Annotated in this window: 12 protein-coding genes; 8 read left to right on the top strand and 4 right to left on the bottom strand. The window is 41.1% G+C overall.

Features of this window, described 5'->3' with window-relative positions:
• Nucleotides 1–65 precede the first annotated feature (65 nt).
• On the top strand, nucleotides 66–275 hold the full coding sequence (locus V6252_RS11860; protein WP_265090691.1) for a DUF2256 domain-containing protein: 210 nt from the start codon (nucleotides 66–68) through the stop codon (nucleotides 273–275).
• A 51-nt stretch (nucleotides 276–326) separates the two neighbouring features.
• Entirely contained in the window at nucleotides 327–467 is a 141-nt protein-coding gene (locus tag V6252_RS11855; RefSeq protein ID WP_341610584.1) for a DUF2256 domain-containing protein, read from the top strand.
• Between the two features lie 37 nt (nucleotides 468–504).
• Here V6252_RS11855 and V6252_RS11850 read toward each other — a convergent pair whose 3' ends face one another.
• From V6252_RS11850 to metH, 3 genes are all read right to left on the bottom strand, one after another.
• Entirely contained in the window at nucleotides 505–2,016 is a 1,512-nt protein-coding gene (locus V6252_RS11850; protein ID WP_341610559.1) for a reverse transcriptase domain-containing protein, read from the bottom strand.
• 526 nt (nucleotides 2,017–2,542) lie between these two features.
• Complete coding sequence (locus V6252_RS11845; RefSeq protein WP_341610558.1) at nucleotides 2,543–3,472, bottom strand: bile acid:sodium symporter family protein; 930 nt, start codon at nucleotides 3,470–3,472, stop codon at nucleotides 2,543–2,545.
• 199 nt (nucleotides 3,473–3,671) lie between these two features.
• Nucleotides 3,672–7,475, bottom strand: coding sequence for a methionine synthase (gene metH / locus V6252_RS11840; RefSeq protein WP_341610557.1), 3,804 nt, complete (start codon nucleotides 7,473–7,475; stop codon nucleotides 3,672–3,674).
• A 578-nt stretch (nucleotides 7,476–8,053) separates the two neighbouring features.
• Here metH and V6252_RS11835 point away from each other — a divergent pair.
• Both V6252_RS11835 and V6252_RS11830 read left to right on the top strand, forming a co-directional pair.
• Nucleotides 8,054–8,608, top strand: coding sequence for a fasciclin domain-containing protein (locus V6252_RS11835; protein WP_057758533.1), 555 nt, complete (start codon nucleotides 8,054–8,056; stop codon nucleotides 8,606–8,608).
• 422 nt (nucleotides 8,609–9,030) lie between these two features.
• Nucleotides 9,031–9,636, top strand: coding sequence for a fasciclin domain-containing protein (locus V6252_RS11830; protein WP_057758535.1), 606 nt, complete (start codon nucleotides 9,031–9,033; stop codon nucleotides 9,634–9,636).
• A gap of 409 nt (nucleotides 9,637–10,045) precedes the next feature.
• On the opposite strand, the gene V6252_RS11825 is transcribed toward V6252_RS11830, so the two are convergent.
• A complete protein-coding gene (locus V6252_RS11825) occupies nucleotides 10,046–11,593 on the bottom strand; it encodes an alanine/glycine:cation symporter family protein (RefSeq protein ID WP_201569401.1) in 1,548 nt (515 codons plus the stop codon).
• A gap of 956 nt (nucleotides 11,594–12,549) precedes the next feature.
• Here V6252_RS11825 and V6252_RS11820 point away from each other — a divergent pair.
• The 4 genes from V6252_RS11820 to V6252_RS11805 all read left to right on the top strand — a co-directional run bounded on the left by V6252_RS11820 (nucleotide 12,550) and on the right by V6252_RS11805 (nucleotide 16,288).
• Nucleotides 12,550–13,182: a LemA family protein gene (locus V6252_RS11820; protein WP_341610556.1), complete on the top strand. Its 633-nt coding sequence runs from the start codon at nucleotides 12,550–12,552 to the stop codon at nucleotides 13,180–13,182.
• Nucleotides 13,183–13,305: 123 nt separating this feature from the next.
• Nucleotides 13,306–14,490, top strand: a complete 1,185-nt coding sequence (locus tag V6252_RS11815) for a TPM domain-containing protein (protein WP_341610555.1) — start codon at nucleotides 13,306–13,308, stop codon at nucleotides 14,488–14,490.
• A 70-nt stretch (nucleotides 14,491–14,560) separates the two neighbouring features.
• On the top strand, nucleotides 14,561–15,085 hold the full coding sequence (locus V6252_RS11810) for a TPM domain-containing protein (RefSeq protein ID WP_101204947.1): 525 nt from the start codon (nucleotides 14,561–14,563) through the stop codon (nucleotides 15,083–15,085).
• A 204-nt stretch (nucleotides 15,086–15,289) separates the two neighbouring features.
• Nucleotides 15,290–16,288: an adenosine deaminase gene (locus V6252_RS11805; RefSeq protein WP_341610554.1), complete on the top strand. Its 999-nt coding sequence runs from the start codon at nucleotides 15,290–15,292 to the stop codon at nucleotides 16,286–16,288.
• The last annotated feature ends 78 nt before the right edge of the window (nucleotides 16,289–16,366 follow it).

Below are 16,366 nucleotides of genomic sequence, written 5' to 3'. Positions count from 1 at the left end.
GGATACAATGACAGCGAGTAAAAGTACTACAAACAGTAGGTTAAGCAAGACTGACACCGTATCCGATGGTAGTGAATCGACTATATCAAACCAATGAGAAAATTATGGCGCACAAAAAGAAGAACGTCCGCAAAAAACTTTGCCCTGTCTGCGAGCGCGAGTTTAGCTGGACTAAAAAGTTGGATAAAAATTGGGAGAGCATGGTCTATTGCTCCGACCAATGTCGCCGCGTTAAAAAGTATGAAGGGCTAGATCATCAAAAAGAAGATAAGTAGGCAGTAAACATTAACCATAGATATTAGATATACGGCACAAGGGGGCAGATGATGGCACACAAAAAAGTAAATTTACCGCAAAAAACCTGCCCCATCTGCCAGCGCCCATTTACGTGGCGTAAAAAGTGGGAGAAAGATTGGGAGCAGGTGATTTACTGTTCTGAGCGGTGTCGCAGTAAAAAGAAGAGATAAAAAATATTTAAGAATTATTATATATGACTCAAGAACACTAAAACTTTGATATCTCTTTATTCAAATTTTTCCAGTGATTTTTTGTTTGTTTTTTGACTTTATTAGAATCAAGTATCTTACTTGCCATATTAGTATAAGTAATGAAATTTCCCCAATTATAAACGGATGTTTTTTTCCACTGATCTGTTTTACCAAAGACACGTTTATACTTCAAACTACGATAAGATCCTATATAAGAATACTGTTTATACAATGCTCTGTTGAAAATTTTTCCGTTAGAATCATTTCTCATTCTTTTTGAATAAAACGCCCTACGTCGAACGCCAGATTTCATTTTTCTATAATATCTAGATAAAGAACTTGTCTTTAAATAGGTTTGTTCTCCATCAAAGCTAAAACCTAGATATTCAAAATTGCTATTAATGCTATTTGAGTTAATCTTCTCTGAGAATTCCTGTAAACAAACTCTTTTGTTTTTTCTATACTCAAAATGAAATATTTGAGTTTTTTCAGCCTTTATTTCTAATCGAGAAACATTTACAATTGATTGGTTTAATAATGAGGTAATTTGTTCTTTATGTTCTTTATCACAAATAACAACAATGTCATCAGAATACCTTCTATATAAGCCATTTATTTCTTTAACTTTGTTATAAATAATATCATCGAAATCCAACATATATAAGTTTGCTAAAGTGGAACTGATCGGAGAACCTTGACAAATCCCATAATCTTTTAATTTTCCTTTCTTATCATATTTGTTATCTACTATTAGACCCTTAGACCGGATTTTATGAATATCTTTTTTTTCACAAAAAGCAATAGCATTTTGTGTTTTCATGTATTCTATTCTTTTTACTTTTTTACGCTTAATAAAACCTGGGTTTTTTTCAGTTAAAATTTCGTTTTTGAATATTTTAAAAAGTAGGTTTTCTTCGATATGTGAATATTTAGTTATACTCTTGAATACTTTATAGTGGTCGATAGGTAAAGTATCATAGTTCATTACTTTACACCAAGATTTCTTAAGAATTTTATGATCTAGATTATCGAAAAACCCCGTAATATCTACAGCTATAGCGACTAAATGTCGATCATTATTTTCTCTAATATAGTTGAAAACCTCATTAGCAAAATCAATATTACATTTATTTCTATTTTGGTTATGACGTATCTTCCTATATGCAGTAACAACTTCATTTAATTCTTTAGATACTAATAGATTTTCATAGTTCTTCATAAGCAATGATGAATAGTAAGAATAAATATTAGCATCTAGATGACTAGCGTAATAGATATCTCTAATTTTAGGCTGTATTGTTTTACGAATTTTTTTATTTTCATGATTACGACGAGGCGAACCAAATTCATCATATTGTTTTTTAGTTCGTTTAGAATGTATCTGTTTGTGGATAAACGGAAGAAAGGAATGTTTTGATATTTTTTTACTATCTTTAACATATTTACATACTTTGCTCTTTTCTTTTGCTGTTATTGGTAGTCCGATATGAGGGTATTTTCTCAGTTTAAACCATTCTTCATTTGTCATTAAGGTATTACCAATAATAATAAGGTGTAGAGAGCGAACCTATACGGGGCATTGCTTTTTTACGCTTTCGATTAATATCTAATAACGAATCTCACAAGTACTCAGAAACATCACTATCATAAGTGACACCCCTTTTTAGATAGGAAAAGTATAATAACAGAGACTAACATTATTACGGAGATTACAAGCATGTACAAAGAGCTTATACTAAACTTTACCGTGCAAATTATTGTCATATTATTAATAAGTAGTACCAAATATTGGTTGACATCAGTCAATATATTTGGTATAGCCTATACTCACTAACTTTAAAGCCTTAGTAAGCGCTGTATGTGCTTGCTCATACAGTTATATACCTGAACAAACTTGAGAAATTAGCTTCGCTCTCCACAGAGTTAGTTTAACAAATAAAATATCTATATCACACTGCATATTGATGAATAATTTTAAAGTTATTAGATTCTCAATAACTTATTATTTAACTATGAAATATTTTCAAATTATTTACAACTAAATAACAAAATACTTACTTAGCATCTCTCTTAGCAAAAATATTCGCAACCAGCGCGCCACTAAAGTTATGCCACACGCTAAATATCGCACTAGGTAAGGCGGCGACAGGGTTAAAATACGTCGCGGCAAGGGCAGCGCTCAGACCAGAGTTTTGCATGCCCACTTCCACCATAATCGCGCGGCGTTGTTTCTCCGTAAAGCCAGACAAGCGAGCGATGACATATCCCAAGGTATAACCCGTCATATTATGCAAGGCAACCACGATAAATACGATAGCACCGCTATCCAATATGGTCGCTTTAGACACTGCAACCACTGCCGCTATAATGATGGAAATACCCAATACCGACACCATCGGTAATACCTCGGTGACGAACTCGATCTTTTTACCCAAAAATTTATGAAAGATAACACCCAGTAATATGGGCAAGATGACGATTTTTGTGATGGTCATCATCATACTGGCTAGGTCGATATCGATCAGCTGACCAGCAAACACATTTAATAGAATCGGGGTCAAAAAAGGCGCAAGTAGGGTGGAGATAGAGGTAATCGCCACACTCAGCGCCACATCGCCTTTTGCCAAGAACGTAATCACGTTACTCGACGTGCCGCCCGGGCAACAACCAACCAAAATAACACCGACTGCTATTAAAGGATCGAGGTTGAAAATTACTGTTAATAAGTAAGCAATAAACGGCATGAGCGTAAACTGTGCCAACATTCCTACCAGTACAGGCTTGGGGCGTTTGATAATCTCTAGGAAATCTTCCGTCTTGAGCGTCATGCCCATCCCAAACATAATGATGCCAAGTATAGGAACGATCAAAAAAGCCAACGAAGCAAAAAATTCAGGAAAAATAAATCCCAAAACAGCACTGACCAATGCCCAGATTGCAAAGGTTTTGCCAATCCAACTAGAAAGTAATGCAATCTGATTCATAGCCTGTCTCAAAATAATAAAGTAGACAATAATCTAGCATGGTTGTTGTCAGTAAATGATAAAAGTATTTTGCTATGAACGTAGCGATAAGTTTGCTGAGGGTAGGCAAAATAGAATGCCATAAAAAATGGCTTACCCATATTAAATGAGTAAGCCAAAAAGTAACTATTAGGTTTTTATAATTGCATTAGCCAATAGACTACAAATTCGGATTTAACCACTTCTCAGCCGTTTTCATATCCCAGCCTTTACGCTCAGCATAACTCTCTAACTGATCACGGCTTATCTTACCCACGTTGAAGTATTCACTATCAGGATGCGAGTAATAGAATCCGCTGACCGATGACGCAGGCCACATCGCATAGCTTTCGGTTAGCGTTGTACCGATAGCATCTACCGTACCGAGCCAGTCAAACAATTTGCCTTTTTCCGTATGCTCAGGGCAAGCAGGGTAGCCAGGTGCAGGGCGAATACCCACGTATTTTTCTTTAATCATCTCATCATTGGTGAGTGACTCAGTCGGTTGGTAACCCCAATATTCTTTACGAATTAACTCATGCAGATGCTCAGCGAAAGCTTCGGCTAAACGGTCAGACAGCGCCTGTACCATGATGGCATTATAGTCATCACCTGCCGCTTTATATTGCTCAGCCAGTGCTTCTGTACCGACGATAGAGACGGTAAAACCACCCAAGTGATCGGTATGCGTCTCTGATGGCGAGATAAAGTCTGCCAAGCTAAAGTTTGGCTTGCCGCTTGCCTTGTCGCTTTGCTGACGTAAGTGTTCGAACTGATAGGTTGGTTTGCCACCATCAGCAGGCGCATTATCATAGACCGTGACCGTATCGGCTCCAGTACGGCGCGCGGGCATCAGTTTAAACACCCCTTTAGCCACGATTGATTTCTCATCAATCATCTTTTGTAGTAGATCTTCTGCATTTTCAAACAGATCGCGAGCCGCTTCACCAACCACATCATCTTGCAATATTTTCGGGTATTTACCGGTCAGACCCCAAGAGATGAAGAATGGTGTCCAATCAATATAAGGTAGCAGATTCGCGATTGGATAGTCATCCAATATCACTTGTCCTAGCTTATTTGGCACTGGTGGCACATAGGTTTCCCAATCATACTGAAAGCCAATCTTGACCGATTCGGCATAGGTGACTTTGGCAGCTTTTGGTTGACGCTTAGCCAGACGCTCACGCACTTTAACATATTCTTCACGTGTCTCATCGATGAGTGCTTGACGATGCTCTTTTGATAGCAATTTGGTCACCACGCCGACTGAGCGCGACGCATCCGATACATAGATGACGCCGTCGTTTTGATATTGTGGCTCGACCTTGACAGCAGTATGCGCTTTCGACGTCGTTGCACCGCCGATCATCAGTGGTAGTGTCATGCCGCGCTCTTGCATTTGCTTGGCGACATAGACCATCTCATCGAGACTTGGAGTAATTAGACCAGACAGACCGATGATATCAACTTTCTCTGCGATGGCAGTATCGAGGATTTTTTCACATGGCACCATGACGCCCAAATCGACGATATCATAGCCGTTACAGCCAAGCACCACGCCGACTATGTTTTTGCCGATATCATGCACGTCGCCTTTGACGGTTGCCATTAGGATTTTACCTTTGACCTCGCCTTCGACTTTTTCCGCTTCGATATATGGGTTTAGCCATGCGACAGATTGCTTCATCACGCGGGCAGATTTTACGACTTGCGGGAGGAACATTTTACCAGCACCGAATAGATCACCGACGATATTCATACCGTCCATGAGTGGCCCTTCGATGACTTCTAGCGGTTTAGGATATTTCTCCCATGCTTCTTTGGTATCCGCTTCGATAAAGGTCGTTACACCTTTGACCAGTGCGTGGGCGATACGTTCTTCTACCGTACCTTCGCGCCAACTCATATCGACGGTACTGTCTTTTTTCTTGCCGCCATCTTGGTAGTTTTCAGCGACGGTCATCAGACGCTCAGTCGCATCTTGACCAGTTTCACCTTGATTGCGGTTGAGCATGACATCTTCGATGGCGTCACGCGCTTCCTTTGGAATATCATCGTACAGCTCAAGCATGGCTGGATTAACGATACCCATGGTCAGGCCGTTTTTGATCGCATGGTATAAGAATACGGAGTTGATCGCTTCACGGATTGGGTTACCACGGAAACTAAACGAGACGTTGGATACGCCACCCGAGACCATCGCGTTCGGTAGATTTTCCGTAATCCAGCGTGTGGCATTGATAAAGTCAGCGCCATAGTTGTTATGCTCAGTGATACCCGTGGCAACGGCAAAGATATTTGGGTCAAAGATAATGTCTTCTGATGGGAAACCCACTTCGTTGACCAATACATCATAGCTGCGCTTAGATATTTCAATCTTGCGCTCGTAAGTGTCAGCCTGTCCGTCTTCATCGAATGCCATAACGATAATCGCAGCACCATAACGCATGCATAATTTGGCACGTTCAACGAACTCAGCGTGACCTTCTTTTAATGAGATAGAGTTGACGACCGACTTGCCTTGCGTACGTTTAAGGCCTTCTTCGATAATGTCCCATTTAGACGAGTCAATCATCAGTGGGACACGGCTGATATCTGGTTCGCCTGAGACCAAGTTGACGAAGTGAATCATCGCCTGCTTGGAGTCGAGCATGCCTTCGTCCATATTGATATCGACGATCTGCGCGCCGCCCTCGACCTGATCGCGAGCGACATCAAGCGCTTCGGTATAGGCTTCGGTTTTAATCAAACGTAAGAATTTTTTAGAGCCTGTGACGTTGGTACGCTCACCGACATTGACAAACAAGCTATCAGAATTGATGGTAAATGGCTCTAGACCTGATAGTCGGCAGGCAGGCGCTATCTCAGGAATGACACGCGGTGGATAGTTCGCCACGACTTTAGCAATTTGACGGATGTGCTCAGGCGTCGTACCACAGCAGCCGCCGACGATGTTTAAGATACCTGCTTTGGCAAAACCTTCAAGTAGGGCAGCCGTTTCTTCAGCGGTTTCATCATACTCACCAAACTCATTGGGCAGACCAGCGTTTGGATGCGCAGAGACAAAAGTATCAGCGATGTTTGACAATGTCTGAATATGTGGACGCAGCGCATCAGCACCTAGCGCACAGTTAAAGCCAACAGATAGAGGCTTGGCATGGCGAATCGAGTTATAAAACGCCTCGGCCGTTTGTCCCGATAGTGTGCGACCTGACGCGTCGGTAATCGTACCCGAAATCATAATTGGCAACTCAAAGCCAATATCGTCAAACACACCGGTGATGGCAAATATCGCGGCTTTGGCATTTAGCGTATCAAAGATCGTCTCAATCAAAATGATATCGACGCCGCCTTCTATTAGGCATAAGGTCGCTTCACGGTAGTTGAGTACCAACTCATCAAAGGTAATATTACGAAACGCAGGATCATTGACATCAGGTGATAGCGAACACGTACGTGACGTCGGACCCACAACACCCGCAACGAAGCGCGGTTTCTCAGGCGTTTTTGCGGTAAATTCATCTGCTGCTTCTCGAGCAATCTTGGCCGCCGTCCTGTTCAGTTCTGGGACCAAATACTGCATGTCATAGTCAGCCATCGACAGACGCGTACCATTAAAGGTATTGGTCTCGATGATATCAGCGCCCGCTAGCAGATGATCGTGATGAATGTCTTTAATCATGTGCGGCTGAGTCAGTACCAGCAAGTCGTTGTTGCCGCGTACATCTTGGTCAATATCAGCAAAACGCTCACCACGATAATCCGCTTCTTCTAGTTTATAAGTCTGAATCTGCGTACCCATCGCACCGTCTAACATCAAAATGCGTGATGCCATCTGCTCAGTGATACGGGCACGAGCGGTTAGTTGCTGCTCTTTAAACGGAAATACAGCAGGTGGCGTCAATATAAAGTCATTAGCGGATGAGGAACTAGAGGCGGTATCGGTATGAGAATCGTTTGGTGAGGTCGTCGTTGGAATCATAGGTGTGCTGCTTATATCGTAATTATTAAAAAAAGAAGGAATAACAAACCAGTAGCGTGCAGAGTCTCACGAAGAGGACCGCAAATTTGCATTATTTTAGCATGAAAAGTTTGCTACATAGGGATACTGCATATTCCTCTTTGGCAATAGATAAATAAGAGGAGAGCTAAGTAACAAATCAAGGTATTAGAGTCTATTTCATAAAGCAGATACGCACAAATGAATATCATTTCGCTAAGGGCTTACATAAAGCTTTTCTTTTGCAAATGAAAGCCAACGGGAACGCTAAGAAGTCAGACAGAATTTACACCCATACTACAAAAAATTGCGCAAAGGCAGGTTGATAAAGATTGCTTACATGTTAATTTAATTTCAGAAATACAAGGTCTTAGTAAGTCCTACTTATAAATACAGGCTCATTTATTAGCAATAACTGGTACTAAGAGTAAGAGTATTAGTGTTAGCAGTACACTATGGTGAGCAATTGGCATTAGCAGGCAAGATGATCTGTAAGACAGTAATATCATAGTTGAAACAATACCAACGTCAAAGAAATTTAAATCATTAAGGAAAATGTTATGAAACTTACTAAAATTGCCACCATCGGTACATTGGCTATCTCAATCGCAGGTCTAAGTGCTTGTAATAATATGATGCCAGCAAAGACGGGCGATATGAAAGCACCAATGCACAGTCAGAGTATGGCTAAGATGAATGTTGTACAAATTGCCCAAAGCAATCCTGATTTCTCAGTATTGGTAGAAGCGGTACAAGCAGCAGGTCTAGTCGATATGTTGTCTGATCCTAACGCTCACTATACAGTATTTGCACCGACCAATGCCGCCTTTATGCAAGCATTGCAAGAAACAGGTATGACCAAAGCACAGCTATTTGCTAACAAGCCACTATTGACCAAAGTATTGGGTTATCACGTAGTCGCTGGTGATATGGCTATGTATGCCAAAGATGTGAAGCCTGGTAACGTAATGACCGCTAGCAAAGATACGTTGATGGTAACTAAAGAAGGCAAATTGATGGATGAGAATGGTCGCACGACGAACATTGTGAAGACTGATATTGCTGCCAACAATGGTGTTGTCCATGTAATCGATAGAGTATTGTTGCCTAAATAAGTATTTACTGAGGCATACCTACTGTATTTATTATAAGACTAAGCAGCCATTGTTTGTGATGATTTCATTATCAGACAATGGCTGTTTTAGACTTTAGAGTTTTATCTATATAAGTTTCTATTTAGGTTGGATTTTTAAAGTAAAAATCCGAAAATAGTTAATTACCATCATTTTGTCTGAAAAATCGCAATAACTGATATACAAGCAAACAATGCTATATACGTGATTGATACAGTGTTGCTACTTAAGTAAATACCATTTAAAAATTAAACAGTTAGACTGAGAACTATCAATATAACGGACTAAATAGTATGACTAAGTAGTTGATACATTTATCAATCATTGGTCGCCACTATATTTATCGGAAGTTATTAATTTAAATAAATCCCCTAATCAATTATTTATCCAAAAAGGAATTACCTATGTTAAAGAAGAACTTATTATCTATCGCAGTTGTAACCGCAGCCATGTCATTAGCGGCGTGTAATGACACTGAAACTGTTGCAGAGCCAACTGAACCAGAAGCCACTGAAGAAATGGCAGTTGAGCCAGTTGCTGAGACAGAAGCTGTTGAAGCAGAGCCAATGGCCGAAATGGACATGGAAGCGACTCAAACTATCGCTGAGATCGCAGCAGAGAACGAAAACCTAACTATCTTAACCGCTGCGCTACAGGCTGCTGGTCTTGATACCATGCTAATGGAAGAAACCAAGCATACTGTATTTGCCCCAACTGATGATGCGTTTGCGCCAGTACTAGAGAAACTAGGCGTGACTAAAGAAGAGTTATTGGCCAATACAGACTTGCTAAAAACTGTCCTTCCTTACCATGTGTTAGCAATGGAAGTTAAAGCAGCTGATATCCCATACGGTACTGAGATTGAAACGGCGAACGGTAAAACTATTACTATCAGTGAAGATAACGTGATTACCGATGCTACTGGTAATACAGCAAATATCACTGGTACAGATATCATGGCAACCAACGGTGTGGTTCATACTATCGATGCAGTATTAATGCCTGAATAAGTTATCTTTTAGTTTGTAGGTTTTGAATCTACAAGTTAATTAAAGAAAGCCTAGCCATCGCGCTAGGCTTTTTTGTGTCTATGAATTAGAAATAGAGGAACTGTGGGTTAATTATACGGGTACGACCACCTAATAAAAATAAGGTCATAAAACACTAAGGTAAGCTTTATAAAAGAGGATAAAAAAATAAGGTGACTGTCATATGTTATTTCAAAGACAGGTTAATTTTGAGAGATAAAAGGGTAGCTTTAAGGTATTGAATCAGCTTGTATGAACGTGGGCTTTGATGTTTTTTCGGTAAGCTATTCTTTAACAGTGTATAAAATTAACCAAACAAAAAAGCCCGAGAACATGGTCTCGGGCTTTTTGTTTATTCAATAAGATTAAATATCAATCTTATTAAATCGACTTACACTTTATCTTTACGTAATGGGTCAGCGTTCATGCTTTTTTGCTGTGCTAGATGACGCTCTTCCCAATACGGTGCGTTTTTGATACCGAATTTAGCAGGATCAAAACTATAGCGAGTTACGCCAGCTTTGCGCTGAGCTTCATAGTCTTTAAGCATAGTAAGGGTTGGACGAGCCACGATGAAGATGACAAGAATACCAACAATGTTAAGCCAAGCCATAAGACCAACACCGATATCACCGATTGCCCAGATATAACCAGCTGAGTTTAGACCACCATAAGCAACCATCGCCATGATAAGAACTTTCACTAGGAATAAACCAGTTCTGTTCGCACTACGACCAAGGAAGCGTGTTAAGTAAGCGACGTTTACTTCAGCGATGTAGTAGTAAGCCAGAATTGTTGTAAAGGCAAAGAAGAATACAGCGATTGCGATAAAGGCATTACCAAACGTACCGTATACAGATTCCATTGCCATTTGCGTGAACGCAGGAGCATTGATTTCAGTAGTAGCAGCAACGTTCTGTACGATGAACTGACCATCTGGTAGCGTACCTTGAATGTTGTACATACCAGTAGATAAGATCATGAATGCAGTAGCAGAACATACTAGCAATGTATCAACATATACTGAGAATGCCTGAACTAGACCCTGCTGTGATGGATGCTCAACTTCAGCAGCAGCAGCAGCGTGAGGACCCGTACCCTGACCAGCTTCGTTAGAGTAAATACCACGTTTCACACCCCAACCGATCGCAGCACCAAAACCTGCTTGTGCAGTGAATGCATCACCAACGATCATACCAAATACATCTGGAATCAAGCTGAAGTTGCTGAACATGATGATTAGCGCTAGGGCAATATAACCTAATGCCATGAAAGGTACTGCAAACTCGGTAAAGGTTGCAATACGCTTAATACCACCAAAGATGATGATACCTAGCACGACTAAGATGATAGCCAAGCCGACCAAACGCATAGAGCCAACTTCTAGGCCTGCAACGTTCATGATCGTACCTTCGCCCATTACCTGTGCAAATGCACTGATAACACCGTTCGCCTGTACACCAGGTAAGAACATACCACATGATAAAATAGAAGCGATTGCGAAGAGGATACCGTACCACTTTTGACCAAGGGCACGTTCAAAGTAATAAGCTGGGCCACCGCGATATTCGCCAGTTACCACATCTTTTTCTTTGTAAATTTGAGCAAGAGTAGATTCGACATAGGCTGTAGATGCGCCTAGGAAGGCTACGATCCACATCCAGAAAACGGCACCTGGGCCACCGAAGCCGATAGCAGCAGCTACCCCAGCGATGTTACCCATACCCACACGACCGGCGAGTGAGACGGCAAGTGCCTGAAATGATGAGATACCCTGTGCACTAGATTTACCAGTGAATAGGAGTTTGATCATCTCACCGAATAGACGTACTTGTACAAAGCGCGTCATAATGGAATAGAACAGACCGGCACCCAAGCAGAGATAAATCAGCGCTGGGCTCCAGATAATTCCATTTACTAAGTTAACTAAACCTTCCATATTTATGTTCCTAGTACTGTCTCAAGGTGGCACTGTTTGCTAGGAGTAAACTAACTGGTTAACTTACTTATTTAAGTTAAGCAGTTAAAGTCTCTGCATCGACTTATTTGTTGTCTAAGTCTCATTTGCTTGGCCACCAAGAATGGACTGTAGTTGTCTGTATTTACCCGCGTATCTCATCAGTAATACGGACTATTTGCATAGCGCTTATCACTGACAATATAAATATCAGCTGCGTTTACTATTATTCTACAACCTCAACTACTGCGGTCTTCTATCATCATGTTATACATCAGATGATTCATAAGTTGACCGGCGGATAAAACAGGCGGTTATATAATTAAATATCCATCACCATGATGGCATTCAACTTACTATGAGCTGTCCTGAATGAATCCATGGCTGGTATGGCGAATTGACAGTATTTAGCGATAATTTGACAGTTAATTGATGTTTTTATTAAGAAATTAACAACTCGCTAATACTAATCAAACTATAAGTCCACTACCAAATGTATTCAAACCGTACGGCTACGTAACTGCAATTTGCCATATTTTTGTACTAATTACTAGAAATTTCTTTATAGACGGTAGATATATTCGTATTTTATTTGGCTGATACATTAGCAAGATTTAGATAATATATAAATAATTGTTTGTACTTTCATAACATTTAGTCTAATTCCTCTAGACTGCTAGATTTTTGCTCTATATCTATCATGATAAAAACGCGTTATCGTTGACACTATGCGGTTGTGTTTTGGTAACGGTCAATTGTAAAAAGCCGTATATAACGCCATCATTAGGAGAACTTCTTTTGATATCATGCTGATAGAGTGATGCGAAAATATACAATATATAGAGCGTATGACCGCCGTATGAATACCAAGAAAACTTAAAAATATTAAAAACGTGCTACTGGATATTTGTTATTTATCATTATTAGGAGAATCAACAATGACGCGTAAATCTATTATGAAGCCGATGTTGCTAGCCACTTTATTGACAACTTCTACGGTTGGTCTAAGCGGCTGTGGCTACAACAACCTGCAAGCACAAGATGAGCAGGTCACTGCTTCATGGTCAGAAGTGGTCAACCAGTATCAGCGCCGTTCTGATTTGGTGCCAAACTTAGTCAAAGTCGTACAGCAATACGCCGAGCAAGAGCAGGAAGTCTTCACCCAAGTGGCAGAAGCTCGCTCACGTGCAGGTGGTATCACGGTAACGCCAGAAGTGCTTAATGATCCAGAAGCGATGGAGCGTTATGCAGCAGCGCAAGAGCAGATGACAGGTGCCTTGTCACGTTTGATGGCAGTATCTGAGCGTTATCCAGATCTAAAATCAGATGCACTGTTTCAAGACCTGCAAGCACAGTTAGAAGGTACTGAGAACCGTATTGCTGTGGCTCGTAACCGTTATATCCAAGAAGTGCAGGGATACAATACAACGGTACGTCAGTTCCCAACCAACATCACTGCAAAAGTATTTGGGATGGACACTAAGCCCAACTTTAGTGTGGCCAATGAAGAGGCGATTTCAACCGCACCAAGTGTTGATTTTGGCGACTCTACAGAAAAGTCTGCTGAATAAAATTTAGAATTAATGTGACGACAGAGCAGTATAGGCAGCTCTGTTCATTTAGCTAATGGTTTGACAATGATTAGTTAGAGTCTATCAATTGGTAAAGATGTTATCTGAGGTGGTATAGATTAGATGAATAATTCAAAAGCAATCTTATCAGCATTACTGTTTACGTTAGGTGTCGTCAGCGTGCCTGCATTGCACGCTGCACCCAATGATACAGCGGTGGCGACAGATAGCACCTCGAATCTGCAAAACCGTAGTGTCGAAGAGTTGGTGGCTGTTGCTAAAGCAGGCGAGTCTAACGAAGCAATCAATGATGCTGTATTAAATAACGATGCTATCAATGAAGCGGTGCTCGGCAACGACGCTATCAATCAAAATGCAGATAACCAAAGCACAGCAAATGATACTGCCAATGCCCAAACAACCGCTCAGCCACCTGTACGCTCCAGTGCCGAGGGTGTTGACGCTGATAAGTTGATACTCAATGAACCAGTCGTTGATCAGGCCAATATCCTAAATCCCCAAGAGAAGCTACGTCTAGAGGCTCAGCTTCGAAGTATCTATCAGCAGGGTCTAGCACAAGCAGCGGTAGTTATCGTACCGACTACCAATGGCGTACCAATATTTGATTATGCATTGCAAGTTGCTGAGAAGTGGGAATTGGGTGATGAAGCTATCGATGATGGTCTACTGATTGTCGTCGCTGTCAATGACCGTGATATGTATATCCTAACGGGTTATGGATTAGAAGGCGTCTTGCCCGATGCGGCGGTTAACCGTGTCATTCGCGAAGATATCACGCCGCTATTTAAGCAAAATAACTATGGTGCAGGGATAATCGCTGGCGTTGAAGCTCTTAAAACACGATTGACTGCTGACCCTGAAGTCTTAGCCCGTGCTGATGCACAAGCTGCAGAACGTACTGCTCAGCAAAGCTCAGACGAGCTGCCGTCACCTATTTTCTTATTTATCATGGCGATGATTTTTGGTAGCTTTATTACTAATATATTGGGCCGAGTATTTGGTTCTATTATTACCGCTGGCGGGTTTTTTGCAGGTTCGATGGCATTAGGCGGCGGTTTCTTCATGACGCTGATTATGGCAATCTTTATCTGGATGTTTTTGATCTCACGCGGCGGTGGCGGTGGAAAAGGCGGCGGCGGTAAAGGTGGGCGCAGAGGCGGCATGATTTTCTTACCCGGTATGGGCGGCGGCAGTGGAGGCGGCTTTGGCGGTGGTGGTTTCGGTGGCGGTGGTTTCGGCGGTGGCGGCGGTGGTTTCGGCGGCGGCGGAGCAGGTGGCTCGTGGTAAGTATTCCACATACGCAAACAAAATAAACTCTACATAACCATCGAAATGACGTACTTGAGGAAATAATATAATGGTAGAAGACAACGCTTCAAACCCCAGTTTTGCCCGCTGGTGGCGTCAAGTTTTGTTCGTCCCTTTATTACATAGTAAGTGGCTAACAACAGAATCCAAGGCGCGTTTAACAGATGCTGTGACAAGAGCTGAGCGTGGACATCGTGGTGAGGTGTTCTTAATTGTAGAAAACCATCTGCCTATCCAAGAAGCTTATCGCATGAACTGCCGTGAGCGTGCGATTGATTTGTTTAGCGAGTATCGCGTCTGGGATACCGAAGAAAATACGGGCGTCTTGATCTATGTCAATGTATGCGAGCGTAAACTAGAGATTGTCGCAGACCGAGGTATCAGCGCTCACGTTAGTCCAACGGTATGGAATGCAATGTGTGAAAAGGCAGTATCTGGTATCGCTACCCAAAAGACAGAAGAGAGCTTGGCTGAACTGCTAGACGAAGTGGGGCAGGTATTACGTCAATACTATCATCTAGAGCATGATCCAGAAGGCAATGAGCTGTCTGATACAGTGGTGTTTTTAAAGTAATTTGCGCCTTATACAGTTGTATTAAGAAGGTTGCTTTTATAAGTAGCTTATCTATAAGGTCAAAGGGTTTTGTTTTAGGCGATACGCTTTTAGTGTTAAAATGATTTTTCTGAGACAGATAACGCCTCATATATGCATGGTTTGATTATCCTACTGTGCAACATTTACTAGGGCTCGTCTCGATAACACCATTATTGGAATACTATGATTGAATTAATAAAGAAACTACCGAAAGCTGAACTTCATCTACATATTGAAGGTTCGTTAGAGCCTGAGCTGATGTTTAGACTGGCCAAAAAGAACAACGTAGAGATACCTTATAAAGATATCGAAGATGTACGCAGTGCTTATAACTTCACCAATCTACAGACCTTTTTAGATATTTACTATGCGGGTGCCAACGTCCTGCTTACAAAGGATGATTTCTATGATTTGACGTGGGAATATATTCTTAAATGTGTCGAAGATAATGTCATCCACACAGAGATATTCTTTGATCCGCAGACGCATACTGAACGTGGCGTACCTTTTGAAGCGGTCATCACAGGTATCAAAGAAGCGCTTGCAGATGCCAAAGTAAAATACGGTATCACGTCATGCATCATCATGTGTTTCTTGCGTCATTTATCACAAGAAGAAGCGTTTGAGACATTAGAGCAAGCACTGGAGTATAAAGACGACATCATCGGTGTTGGCCTTGATTCATCGGAATTGGGTAACCCACCATCGAAATTCAAAGAAGTCTTCCAAAAAGCCAAAGAAGAAGGCTTTAAGTTGGTCGCTCATGCAGGCGAAGAAGCAGACTTCTCGTACATCTACGAAGCATTAGATTTATTGAATATTAATAGAATCGATCATGGTGTGCAGTCTATAAAAAGTCCAGAGTTGATGCAAAGACTCAAAGATGAGCAAATGCCACTGACGGTTTGCCCGAACTCAAATATCGAGCTAAAAGTCTTTGAGACTTATAAAGAGCACAATATTAAAGAGCTTTTAGATTACGGTCTAAATATCAGCGTTAACTCGGATGATCCTGCGTATTTCAAAGGCTACGTGAATCAAAACTTTATCAATCTATATGAGAATTTACCGATTACGGAAGACGATGTTATCACGTTGGTCAAAAACTCGTTTAAATCGGCATTTATCAGTGATGAGTTAAAAGAAGCTTACTTGGCGAGAGTTGATCTTGCATTGAAATAACTTTAACGAGCTTATTCTTAGTAGCAAAGGCTTAATGATTTATATAAATCGTTAAGCCTTTTTTATTGTCTGTCATGC

The sequence above is a fragment of the Psychrobacter proteolyticus genome (assembly GCF_038155145.1).
Classification (GTDB): Bacteria; Pseudomonadota; Gammaproteobacteria; order Pseudomonadales; family Moraxellaceae; genus Psychrobacter; species Psychrobacter proteolyticus_B.
The sequence above is the reverse complement of the archived record's forward strand: the minus strand, read 5'-3'. Positions and strand labels throughout refer to the sequence as shown.

What these genes read in the sequence shown, in the direction of transcription:
- V6252_RS11825 (WP_201569401.1), bottom strand. Translation starts at nt 11,593, where the DNA reads ATGGAAGGTTTAGTTAACTTAGTAAATGGAATTATCTGGAGCCCAGCG.
- metH (WP_341610557.1), bottom strand. Translation starts at nt 7,475, where the DNA reads ATGATTCCAACGACGACCTCACCAAACGATTCTCATACCGATACCGCC.
- V6252_RS11820 (WP_341610556.1), top strand. Translation starts at nt 12,550, where the DNA reads ATGACGCGTAAATCTATTATGAAGCCGATGTTGCTAGCCACTTTATTG.
- V6252_RS11805 (WP_341610554.1), top strand. Translation starts at nt 15,290, where the DNA reads ATGATTGAATTAATAAAGAAACTACCGAAAGCTGAACTTCATCTACAT.
- V6252_RS11810 (WP_101204947.1), top strand. Translation starts at nt 14,561, where the DNA reads ATGGTAGAAGACAACGCTTCAAACCCCAGTTTTGCCCGCTGGTGGCGT.
- V6252_RS11850 (WP_341610559.1), bottom strand. Translation starts at nt 2,016, where the DNA reads ATGACAAATGAAGAATGGTTTAAACTGAGAAAATACCCTCATATCGGA.
- V6252_RS11830 (WP_057758535.1), top strand. Translation starts at nt 9,031, where the DNA reads ATGTTAAAGAAGAACTTATTATCTATCGCAGTTGTAACCGCAGCCATG.
- V6252_RS11860 (WP_265090691.1), top strand. Translation starts at nt 66, where the DNA reads ATGGTAGTGAATCGACTATATCAAACCAATGAGAAAATTATGGCGCAC.
- V6252_RS11815 (WP_341610555.1), top strand. Translation starts at nt 13,306, where the DNA reads ATGAATAATTCAAAAGCAATCTTATCAGCATTACTGTTTACGTTAGGT.
- V6252_RS11845 (WP_341610558.1), bottom strand. Translation starts at nt 3,472, where the DNA reads ATGAATCAGATTGCATTACTTTCTAGTTGGATTGGCAAAACCTTTGCA.
- V6252_RS11835 (WP_057758533.1), top strand. Translation starts at nt 8,054, where the DNA reads ATGAAACTTACTAAAATTGCCACCATCGGTACATTGGCTATCTCAATC.
- V6252_RS11855 (WP_341610584.1), top strand. Translation starts at nt 327, where the DNA reads ATGGCACACAAAAAAGTAAATTTACCGCAAAAAACCTGCCCCATCTGC.